A 10,744-nucleotide genomic window follows, 5' to 3' on the forward strand; every position below is an offset into this window, starting at 1 on the left:
CCGCCGGTTGAGCAGCCGACGAGCGGAGCGAGGGGGCGTGTCGAAGCCCTGTTCGCCGGCTTCACCCGCATCCGGCTGCTCAACATCCGGGAGATACGCACCCACCGGCTGCGTCTGTTCACCTCGCTGGCGGTGGTGATCGTCTCGTCGGCGCTGCTCATCGCGGTCCTGGGAACGTTCGGTTCGACCTCGGAGTCGGTGCGCGCGTTCAACAATGCGATCTCCGGTTCGGCCGATCTGGAGGTCGCGGCGATCGCCGACAGCGGCGTCGATCAGTCGTTGGCCGGGCAGATCCGCCGCGACGTCGACGGTGCGAAAGCCGTGGTGCCGATGATCCGCGGGTCGGTCGTCGTCGACGGGTCGGCGATCCCGCTCATCGGCTCGGACCAACGTGTCACCTCCCTGTCGGGGAGTCTGCGATCCGCGGTCCAATCGGAGAGCTCCGGGTCGATCGACTTCGACCGACTGCGCAACGGTGTCTTCGTAGGTCCGGGCCTCGGCCTCGACGTGGGGCAGAAGCTGACGGTCAACGGCATCGACGTCGAAGTGCTGGAGGTCGTCGACAACGAGCAGGCCGCCGGACTCAACAACGGCCGCTTCCTGTTCGCCTACCTCGATCTCGCGCAGCGACTCGTCGGGTTGGAAGGGCGGCTCGATTCGATCCTCATCGTCACCGAACCCGGCGTCGACGTCGGGTCGGTGCGCAAGCAGATCGAGGGGATCGTCGACGGTCGTGCGGTGGTCGTCGACCCGGACTTCCGCGCCAAACAGGCCGAGGTCGCGAGTTCGGTGACGCGTGATGCGACGCTGCTCGTCTCGCTGGTGTCGCTGGTGATCGCGGCGTTCCTGGTCTTCAACACGATGAACATGGCGGTGGCGTCGCGGCGCGGTTCCCTCGCCATGATCCGGGCGTTGGGCGCCAGACGATCCCACCTCGTCGGTGACATGCTGGGCGAGGCCGCGCTGATGGGTCTGGTCGGCGGCGTGATCGGAATCCCGCTCGGAATCCTCGCCGGCCGGGCGGTGATCGCGAGTCTGCCCGACCCACCGCCCGACACGGTGGGCACGGTCATCAACTATCACCTCCCGGGGTACGCGCCGGTGGTCGCGGTGCTCGCGTGTGTGATCGCCTGTGTCGCCGCGACATCGCTGGCCGCGCGGTCGGTGTTTTCGGTGTCGCCGGTGGAGGCGATGGCTCCCGTGGAGGTGTCCGACGCGTCGAAACGCCACGGGCCGGTCGTCGTGATCGCCGGGATTCTCGGGGTGGTGGGGCTGATCGCGTCGTGGGTGATCGTCGCGACGGTGCCCGGCCGCCCCGCGATCCTGGCCGGTGTCGTCTATCTCGTGGGCGCCCTGCTGGTGTGCTTCGCGTTGTCGAACCCGTTGACGTGGCTGGTCGTTCGGGTCGCCCGTTGGTTCCGCGGACCGGGTCAGCTCGCGTCGGTCAACACCGAGCGCGCGCCGCGTCGGGCATGGGCGACACTCATGACCGTGGCCGTCGCGATCGCGGTGGGCATGGGAACGTCGGGCGCGCTGGACAACTTGGTGTCGTCGATGTCGAAATCGCTCGACGGACTGGGCGACCCGGACTTCTACGTGTCGTCGTCCTCGGCGGCGAGCCTGCCGCTCGGTCCGATCCTGCCGCCGTCGATCCGCGGCGAGGCCGCGAAGGTGCCGGGCGTCACCGAGGTCGTCGGCGGTCAGTGGGCCGCGGTCAACATCGGCGAGAGTCGAGCGAATGTGCAGGGCCTGGAACCGGGTTCGCGTGCACCTTTCATGCGAAAGGCGACGCCGGAGTCGGTCGAGCAAGTGCTCGCCGGGAACGGCATCCTGTTGTCGAATGTGCTCGCGCGCGTGCTCGATGTGGGTGTCGGGGACACGGTGACGCTGGCGACGCCGACCGGCCCGCATGACGTCGTCGTCCGGGACACCGTCGACTACGTGTCGGTGGACTCCGGTGTCGCCGCGTTGTCGCAGAAACAGCTGGGGGAGTGGTTCGGACGCGAGGGCGACACCTACCTGCAGGTGATCACCGCACCCGACGCCGACCCCGAGCAGGTGCAGAAGTCGCTCGAAGCGCTGGTCGCGGAGGTTCCGACCACCGGCAACAAACCCATCAGCGTCTACACCGGTGCGGAAGCGCTCGCCGCCACGCAGGCGACCGTCCAGCAGGCGGGTTCGTTCACGGTGGCCATCCAGTGGATCGTCGCCGGCGCCGCGGCCATCGCGCTGCTGAACACCCTGCTGCTGTCGGTGATCGAGCGCCGTCGTGAGTTGGGTGTGCTCCGTGCGATGGGAGCGTCCCGAAAGTTCATCTCGCGCATGGTGCTTGCCGAGGCCGCCGCGGTCGCCGTCGTCGGCGCCCTGGTCGGGGTGATCCTCGGCGCGATGATGCACCTGCTGAGCGACCGAATCCTCAGCGTCACAACATCCTTGACCGTGATCTATTCGCCGCGGCCATCGGCGGCGATGTTCGTCGCGATCGCGGTGGCGTTGTGCCTGGTGGGCGCGTTCCTGCCGGCTGTGCGCGCAGCGCGGATGAACATCAGCGAGTCGATCCTGAACGAGTAGCCGCAGGCGGCCCAATTTTTTCTCGAGGCAGTTTGATCCGGTCGGCGGATCAAACTGCCTCGACTTTTTTCTCAGATGGGGGCGGGCGTCGACCGGTCCTGTCAATAATTCTTGACAACGTGGCGATGTCAACATAACCTGACAACATGCACGACGACCAAAAGACCGAAAAGCCGGACGACGCCCAGGGTGCTGACCTCGCAGGAGATGCCGCGAGCAGCGACCCAGCGAAGGGCCTGGCAGCGGTTCGGGCGCTGCGCACGCTGGCCGACCGACTCGAAGAAGTGCAGGTCGCCAACGCTCGCGCCAATGGCTGGAGCTGGCAATCGATCGCAGAAGTACTGCAGATCAGCCGGCAGGCCGTGCATCAGAAGCACTCACAACGTGAGGTCCGCGAGGGCGGACCCGAAGGAGACAAAGATGTTTGAACGAATCACTCGTGATGACAAGATGCTGCTGGCCTTCGCCACGCAGGAGGCCGCCGACCTCGGACATCGGCAACTGGGCAACGATCATCTGATCCTGGGCATGCTCTGCAACGCCCGGAGCCCGCTGTTCTCGATCCTGGCCGATCAGGGGCTGACCCTCGCCACGGCGCGAGAAGTGGTGCGCAAGTACCACGACGAGCATGCCGACCAGGCCGACGCGGCCGACACCGACGACGAGTCGGCAGCCCGGCGTTACGAGGAGGACCGAGAAGCTCTGCGGGGCATCGGGATCGACCTCGACAAGGTGCGGGAAGCCGTCCGCGGGCGCTTCGGTGAGGACCTGTCCGACGGCTGGGGCGAACGCCCCGGACGTGGGCCGGGCCGACGCGGAGGTCCCGACGGGGGTCGTGGACGCGGCCGAGGACGTCGGCACGGACACGGTCACGGACCGCACCGTGCTCGCGGACCCCGCCCCGATTGCGGGCCGGAAGGTTTCGGCCCGGGATTCGGTCCCGAGGGCCCGGGTGGCTTCGGCCCCGGCGGTTTCGGGCCCGGACCGTTCGGTCCCGGCGGACCCTTCGGCCCCGGTGGCGAGGGCCCCTGGGAGCCGGGTCGTGGTCGTCGGGGTCCGCGCGGACGGGGTAACCGTCCTCGGTTCGCCCCGGACACCCGCGCGGTGTTCGCCCGAGCAGTCGAGATCGCACGCGAACGCGGCGACCGGCGGCTACGCGCCGAGTACCTGCTGCTCGGCATCCTCGACGCCGCCGACGACGCGTCGAAGACCCTGATCGAATCGGCCACCACCGCAGATGAACTCAAGGCCGCCGTCTGGGCGAGCCTGCCCGAGGTCGACGCCGAGGTGTGAACCCACAAATGACGACCCCGCCCCCGGAATCCGATTCCGGGGGCGGGGTTGTCGTCATTTCTAAGAGGTCAGCGTCAACGCGACCGCGGTGACGACCGCCCATGCGAGCATCGCCTTGCCGGTCGTCCCGATCGACGGGATGAGCGCCGGCCCCTGCGCCCCGGTGCGGACCGGCGTGTACGCCTGCCACAGCAGCGGGAAGGTCAACAGCCCGACGAGTGCCCACGGGGTCGCGAAGGCCAGCGCCACGCTCATCACGAGCGGGGTCATGAGCAGGACAGCGAACAGGATTCGGGTGCGGGCGTCGCCGAGTCGAACGGCGAGGGTGATCTTGCCGCTCTCGGTATCGGTGGGGATGTCGCGCAGGTTGTTGACGACCAGCACGCTGCACGAGACGGCGCCCACGCCCACGGCACAGGCGAGGCCGACCAGGTCGATGCGGTCCGACACCACGAACTGGGTACCGAGTACCGCGACCAGTCCGAAGAACACGAACACCGCGACCTCGCCCCAGCCCGCATAACCGTAGGGCCGCTTGCCGCCGGTGTAGAACCAGGCACCCGCGATGCAGACCGCGCCCACCACGACCAGCCACCAGGCGGTGGCGATCGCCAGCACGAGACCGCACACCGCGCCGATGCCGAAGCAGATGAATGCTGCCGCCTTCACCGAACCCGGCGACGCCACGCCCGAGCCGACGAGGCGCAGCGGGCCGACACGGTCATCGTCGGTGCCGCGCACACCGTCGGAGTAGTCGTTCGCGAAGTTCACGCCGATGATGAATGCCATCGCCACGGCCAGCGCGAGCACGGCCTTCCACCACGAGATCCCGCCGTGATGAAGCGCCGCTCCGACGCCGGCCACGACGGGCGCCACGGCGTTGGGGAGAGTCCTCGGGCGTGCGCCCTGAATCCACTGCGATGCGGTTGCCACGGATCGATCCTGCCACGCCGCCGGATAGCGGCCGACCGCCCCTGCAGATGTCGCGCATCGTTGCGCCGTGCGGCACGATCCGCGACATCTACACGCGGACACAATCGGCCGGAACCGCACCTACCTGCGAATACGTCTAATCGAAGTGCGTACCCTACCCAAGCTGCGCGCCCTCGCCCTCGAACACGACGGTGTCATCACCGCCGCCGACGCACGTGAGCACGGACTCGATCGCTCGGCGGTGCGGCGACGAGTGACCGCAGGTGAATGGGTCGCGGTCCGCCCTCGGCTGTATCGGCTGGCGGATCACCCCGTCACCGCCCGCACCACCGCCCGCATCGCAACACTGTCGGTCGGGCCGTCGTCGATCCTGTCGGGACTGGCGGCGGCCTGGTGGCACGGCATCGTCGACGACCCGCCCGAGACGATCACCGTCACCGCTCCCCGCGGACGGCACGGCCCACCGATCAAGGGCGTACGGATACTCAACCGGTCCCTCGACGACGCCGATGTCCTCATCCGAGGGGACCTGCGGGTCACCGGGATTGCGTTGTCCGCGCTCGAAGGAGCTGTCGAACAGGGGGCCGGGGTGATCGACTCGGCGCTGCAACAGCGTCGGATCAGCGTCGAACGACTGGAAGAGGCGTACCGGCGCCGGCACCGCTGTGTCGGCGCGGCGGAGATGGGTCCGATGATCGAGTTGCTGAAGTCGGGTGCACGGTCGGCCGCGGAGCGTCTCGCGGTGACGATCCTTGACGACGCGGCGATCGGTGGCTGGGTCGCCAACCATCCCAGCTGCGGGTACGAGATCGACCTCGCGTTCACCGCGCAGATGGTGGCGGTGGAACTCGACGGCTTCGCCTTCCATCGGGACGCCGACACGTTCCAGAGCGACCGCACCCGACGGAACGCACTGATCGCGGCCGGCTGGACGGTTCTCAACTTCACCTGGACCGACCTGACGGAGAGGGCCGGCTACGTCACGTCGACGATCCGTCAAGCGATCAGCGTCGCCGCCTGAAACCAGATGTCGCGAAACGTGTTGTGGTCCGACACGATCCGCGACATCTACGAAGAGAAGCGTCGACGCAGCTCGCGGCGGTCGGGCTTACCCGGGCCCCGCAGCGGCATTTCGTCGATCTCGAGAACCTCGCGCGGCGCCGCATACCGGCCGAGGCGCTCGGCGACCGAACCTCGAATCCGGTTGGCGTCGAGCTGTTCTCCGCGTCGTGCGACGACGACTGCGACGACCTTCTCGCCGAGCCGGTCGTCGGGAAGTCCGACGACGACACATTCGGCGACCGCCGGGTCCTCGACGACGACCGCCTCGACCACCTGCGGCACGACGGTGAGCCCGCCGGTGGAGATCGCCTCGTCGGCGCGGCCGACGATCGACAGCACACCGTTGGCGTCGAGGTGGCCGAGGTCGTCGGTGCGGAACCAGCCGGCCTCGGCGAAAGCGGGATGATCGGGAAGGTTGCGGTACCCGTGTGCCACAATCGGGCCGCCGAGGACGACGCGTCCCACACCGTCCGGCGACGGCTCGTCGATGCGGATGGAGACGCCGTCGAGCGGGATGCCGTCGTAGACACAACCGCCGGCGGTCTCGCTCATCCCGTAGGTGCGGACGATGGGGAGCCCCTCGTCGACGGCCCGGCGCAACAGGGGAGCAGGGGTCGCCGCACCGCCGACGAGGAGTCCGTCGGCGGCTCGCAACGCGGTGGTCGCGCGCGGGGAGTCGAGGACCTTGATCAGCTGCGTCGGTACGAGTGACGTGTAGCGCCGGGGCCCGTCCAACCGGTCGAGCGCGTCGGCGAACTCGTCGGCGTCGAAGCCGGCGGCCAGATCGAGGACGGTGGGGGTGTGTCCGGATGCGAAGGCCCGCAACAGGACCTGGAGGCCGGCGATGTGATGCGGAGCGAGAGCCAGGAGCCAGTTACCGGGTCCGCCGAGGCGTTCCGCGGTGGCCCGCGCCGATGCGGTCAGCGTCGACGGGGTGTGTTGCGCACCTTTCGGGACGCCGGTCGAACCCGACGTGGAGACCACGAGCGAGACCTCGTCGGCGATCGGCTCACCCACCGACAGCGCCTCGGTCAGAAGTGCTGTCTCACGGGCGTCGTCGGGGGTGGGGACGACCGCGATCGAACCGTCGAGCACGGCGAGCAGCTCGTCGCGTCGGTCCACGACCTCCGGCCGAGTGGGAAGGGACAGAGCACGCAGTGTTCTCAGGACTCGGCCCGATTCGCGTCGTTCGGGTCGGGGCCGTCGAACGGCCAGCCCGACGATTCCAGGTGACGACGCACGCGGGCGATGTCGTCCTCGTGCGGCAGCTCACGGGTGACCTTGGTGATGGCCACGGCCGCGTCGATCTGCGAGATCGGCTCGGGAGGCGGCGGCGACTGGCGGATCAGCCGCGACGACACCTCCTGCACCTCGTCCTCGCTGAGCTGACGGCGCAGGAGGGCGACGAGTGGGATGTAGTCGCCCTGCGGCACGCCGTCGGGATATCCGGTGCGCAGCCATTCGATGATGCGGTAGAGCAACTGTGGGCGGTCCACTCCTCACCCCCTTTCTTTGACGGGACGCAGGTGCGTCCGGCGTGGTGCGGTCACGCTGATGCGTAGCCACTCAGCGTGATTGTAGGTTTCGATACGACGCCGCCGGTCCTTGGTGTCTGCGGGGCGCGAGATCAGGCCCGGCTGGACACCAGTGGCCAGCCGACCGCGGCGAGACGTCCGGCGACCTGGTTGACCTCCTCGGCCGTCGGGGGTTCGCTGGTGACCCGCTTGATGGCGTCGCGGATCTGCTGCTCGGTCACCGGTTCCCGGGGGCCGTACTCCTTGACCAGTTGCATCGCGACGGCGGTGACCTGCTCGTCGGTCAGGACACGCGTGAGAAGCGCCATCAGGGGCGGGAAGTCGGTGCGCGAGACACCTTGGGGGTAGCCCTTGCGAATCCAGTTGATCACGGATTCGAAGAGCGGCGTTTCACTGCTCATGGTTGATCGCGTCTCCGGCTCTTACCTATCTGGAACAGCTGTTTACCCAGGTAGGGGTCACTTGTAACCAAACGGGAAGAGCTTGATGCCGGTGTGGAAGTAGAGGGTCTGTCGGGTGATCCACAGGATCGCGGTGATGATGACCAGTGCGACGACGGCGAAGATCGCGTAGCTCAGCACGCGCATCACCGGGTTGCCCTTGACGACCGAACCGTCGACGATCTCGTCGGCACCCTGCTCGTGCACCCGGAGGCCGACCGCGAACAGTGCGGGGAGACCGGCGCCGAAGATCAGGCCGACGACCAGCACCTTGGCGATCGCTTCGACGATGTCCATCTCAGCTGGGTCCTCTCGTGTGCTCGTGTTGTGGTCGGCTCGTGACGATCAGACGGACCGTGCGGTGTCCGGGGTGGCCCCGGCATCGGTCGGCAGCACCGAACCGGTGGTGTCGTCCCACTCGTCGTTGACGTTGCCGGCGTCGATCTTGTTCTGCTGTGCGCGCCGGTACATGTACGTCGACGCCGCGACGAGGAGGCCGAAGATCGCCACTGCGCCTGCGACGTTGCCGAGTAGGTGGGCGATGTAGAACGACGCCGCGCCGACGAGTCCGGCGGCGGGGAGAGTGGTGAGCCACGCCACGGCCATTCGGCCGGCGACACCCCAGCGAACCTGTGCGCCGCGCTTGCCGACGCCGGAGCCGAGGATCGAACCGGTGGCGACCTGCGTGGTGGACAGCGCCATCCCGGCTGCGCTGGAGGTGAGGATGATCGCCGCGGACGAGGCCTCGGCGGCCATACCCTGCGGAGAGCTGATCTCCACCAGGCCTTTGCCGAGGGTGCGGATGATTCGCCAGCCGCCCAGGTAGGTGCCTACCGCGATGGCGGCGGCACAGCTCGCGACGATCCACAGGGGGAGTCCGTGACTGACGGTCGAGGCGTCGAGATGGCCGGTGACGATCAGGGCCATCGCGATGACGCCCATGGTCTTCTGTGCGTCGCCGGTGCCGTGGGCGAGCGAGACCAGTGAGGCGCTGGCGATCTGGCCGTATCGGAAACCCTGTTCCTTGCGGCTCTCGGCGAGGTGACGGGTGATCGTGAAGACGAGCCAGGTTCCGCAGGCGGCGACGACGCAGGCGATCACCGGGGCGAGGAGCGCGGGCACGATGATCTTGCCGAACACCCCGTGCCAGTTCACGCCGGAGAGTCCGATGGCGGCGATCCCGGAACCGATGAGCCCGCCGAACAAGGCGTGCGAGGAACTCGACGGCAGGCCGAAGAGCCAGGTGAAGAGGTTCCAGAGGATGCCGCCGATGAGTCCGGCGAAGATGATCAGCAATGCGGTCGTCGGGGTGATGCCTGCGACGATCTCGCCGGCGTCGGCGCCGGAGGTCTGCTGGATGTTCAGGACTTCTTTGGTGATGGTGGCGGCGACTTCAACAGAGAGGAATGCGCCGACGAGGTTGAGGATGGCGGAGAGCCCGACCGCGACTTTCGGTTTCAGAGCGCCGGTGGCGATCGACGTTGCCATGGCGTTGCCGGTGTCGTGGAAGCCGTTGGTGAAATCGAAGCCGAGGGCCGTGATCACCAACAGCACCAGGATCAGCATTTCGCCGCTCATGGTTTTCATGATGAGGGCTGGGCTTCGAATTTCCTAAACGTCTCGGCACGGTTTCGTGGGATTTGCTCGTCTCTTCGGCGTGTCGCACACGTTTTCGCAGTTCAGGGCCGGTGTGTCATCCGTCGCTTTCCGGGGCGATCGAACGCTCGGCCAACCATGGTGAAACCGACGGTCGCTGTGGAAGAATCCGACGCCATGACATCGATGAAGCTGGGCATGCCGATCAACTACGCGGGCGACTTCCGCGAGACCATCAACAACCTCGCCGACTTCGAGGCTGCGGGTGTCGAGCGGATCGCGGTGCCGGAGGCCTACAGCTTCGACGCGGTCTCCCAGCTCGGCTTCATCGCCGCGAAGACCGAGAAGATGGAACTGCAGACCGCGATCCTGCCCATGTACTCGCGCACCCCCACCAACCTCGCGATGACCGCCGCCGGTCTGGACTACATCAGCGGCGGCCGTGCGGTGCTCGGCATCGGGGCTTCGGGACCGCAGGTCATCGAGGGCTTCCACGGCGTCAAGTACGACTACCCGTTGGGCCGCGCCCGTGAGCACGCGGAGATCTGCCGTATGGTCTGGCGCCGCGAGAAGCTGAACTACCAGGGCAAGCACTACACCCTCCCGCTCGACGAGGAGCACGGCGGTTCGGGACTCGGCAAGTCGCTGAAGATCATCAACCACCCGGTCCGCGACAACATCCCGCTGCTGCTGGCCGCCATCGGCCCCAAGAACATCGAGCTGGCCGCGGAGATGTTCGACGAGCTGCAGCCGATCCTGTTCCACCCGGAGCAGATCGACGCCGCCTTCGGTGAGTCCCTGGCCGCCGGTAAGGCCAAGCGCGACCCGTCGCTCGGCGAGCTGGGCATCGTGGTGCAGGCGACCGCGCGGGTCTCCGACGACGCCGAGCAGATCAACAACGCCAAAGAACTCGTCCGTCACCACGCCGCGCTGTACATCGGCGGCATGGGTGCCCGCGGCAAGAACTTCTACAACCAGCTCGCCATCCGGTACGGATACGTCGAGGAGGCGAAGCTCATCCAGGACCTCTACCTCGACGGCAAAAAGGTCGAGGCCGCCGCGGCGGTTCCCGAGGACCTCGTGAATGCCATGTCGCTGATCGGTTCCAAGTCGGAGGTCGCCGAGCGCGTCGCCGCGTTCCGTGCGGCGGGCGTCACCTGCATCTTGGCCTCGCCCACCGCGCCGACCCACTCTGAGCGGGTGGCCGAGGTCGAGGCGCTGCGCGACATCTTCAACGGCTGATCGCCTCTTCCCGCGGGGGATCTCAGTCAACCCGGTACGGCGGCCTTTCCGAGGCCGCCGTACCGGTATGCA

At 67.7% G+C, this 10,744-nt stretch carries 11 protein-coding genes; 5 read left to right on the forward strand and 6 right to left on the reverse strand.

Annotation, left to right across the window (positions count from 1 at the left end):
* Window positions 1–48: 48 nt before the first annotated feature.
* The 3 genes from OK17_RS22575 (at window position 49) to OK17_RS22585 (ending at window position 3,864) form a co-directional block, all read left to right on the forward strand.
* On the forward strand, window positions 49–2,571 hold the full coding sequence (locus OK17_RS22575; RefSeq protein ID WP_461418856.1) for an ABC transporter permease: 2,523 nt from the start codon (window positions 49–51) through the stop codon (window positions 2,569–2,571).
* A 146-nt stretch (window positions 2,572–2,717) separates the two neighbouring features.
* On the forward strand, window positions 2,718–2,999 hold the full coding sequence (locus tag OK17_RS22580; protein WP_461418826.1) for a helix-turn-helix domain-containing protein: 282 nt from the start codon (window positions 2,718–2,720) through the stop codon (window positions 2,997–2,999).
* Window positions 2,992–3,864 (forward strand): Clp protease N-terminal domain-containing protein, encoded by an 873-nt coding sequence (locus tag OK17_RS22585; RefSeq protein WP_461418827.1) that lies wholly within the window; start codon window positions 2,992–2,994, stop codon window positions 3,862–3,864. Before OK17_RS22580 ends, OK17_RS22585 begins: the two co-directional genes overlap by 8 nt.
* A gap of 60 nt (window positions 3,865–3,924) precedes the next feature.
* Here OK17_RS22585 and OK17_RS22590 read toward each other — a convergent pair whose 3' ends face one another.
* Window positions 3,925–4,797 (reverse strand): 1,4-dihydroxy-2-naphthoate polyprenyltransferase, encoded by an 873-nt coding sequence (locus OK17_RS22590; RefSeq protein WP_461418828.1) that lies wholly within the window; start codon window positions 4,795–4,797, stop codon window positions 3,925–3,927.
* 145 nt (window positions 4,798–4,942) lie between these two features.
* Between OK17_RS22590 and OK17_RS22595 the strand changes: the two genes are divergently transcribed.
* Window positions 4,943–5,818 carry a type IV toxin-antitoxin system AbiEi family antitoxin domain-containing protein gene (locus OK17_RS22595; protein ID WP_461418829.1) on the forward strand — a complete coding sequence of 292 codons (876 nt, stop codon included), beginning with the start codon at window positions 4,943–4,945 and terminating at the stop codon, window positions 5,816–5,818.
* Between the two features lie 47 nt (window positions 5,819–5,865).
* Here OK17_RS22595 and menE read toward each other — a convergent pair whose 3' ends face one another.
* From menE to OK17_RS22620, 5 genes are all read right to left on the reverse strand, one after another.
* Window positions 5,866–6,981, reverse strand: coding sequence for an o-succinylbenzoate--CoA ligase (menE, locus tag OK17_RS22600; RefSeq protein ID WP_461418830.1), 1,116 nt, complete (start codon window positions 6,979–6,981; stop codon window positions 5,866–5,868).
* 41 nt (window positions 6,982–7,022) lie between these two features.
* Window positions 7,023–7,355, reverse strand: coding sequence for a DUF3349 domain-containing protein (locus tag OK17_RS22605; RefSeq protein WP_461418831.1), 333 nt, complete (start codon window positions 7,353–7,355; stop codon window positions 7,023–7,025).
* A 131-nt stretch (window positions 7,356–7,486) separates the two neighbouring features.
* On the reverse strand, window positions 7,487–7,795 hold the full coding sequence (locus OK17_RS22610) for a DUF3349 domain-containing protein (RefSeq protein ID WP_461418832.1): 309 nt from the start codon (window positions 7,793–7,795) through the stop codon (window positions 7,487–7,489).
* A 57-nt stretch (window positions 7,796–7,852) separates the two neighbouring features.
* Window positions 7,853–8,131: a hypothetical protein gene (locus tag OK17_RS22615; RefSeq protein ID WP_461418833.1), complete on the reverse strand. Its 279-nt coding sequence runs from the start codon at window positions 8,129–8,131 to the stop codon at window positions 7,853–7,855.
* A gap of 48 nt (window positions 8,132–8,179) precedes the next feature.
* Entirely contained in the window at window positions 8,180–9,412 is a 1,233-nt protein-coding gene (locus OK17_RS22620; RefSeq protein ID WP_461418834.1) for an inorganic phosphate transporter, read from the reverse strand.
* A gap of 195 nt (window positions 9,413–9,607) precedes the next feature.
* On the opposite strand from OK17_RS22620, the gene OK17_RS22625 reads away from it, so the two are divergent.
* Window positions 9,608–10,672, forward strand: coding sequence for an LLM class F420-dependent oxidoreductase (locus OK17_RS22625; protein WP_461418835.1), 1,065 nt, complete (start codon window positions 9,608–9,610; stop codon window positions 10,670–10,672).
* Window positions 10,673–10,744 lie beyond the last annotated feature (72 nt).

It is taken from the genome of Gordonia sp. GN26 (assembly GCF_054823965.1).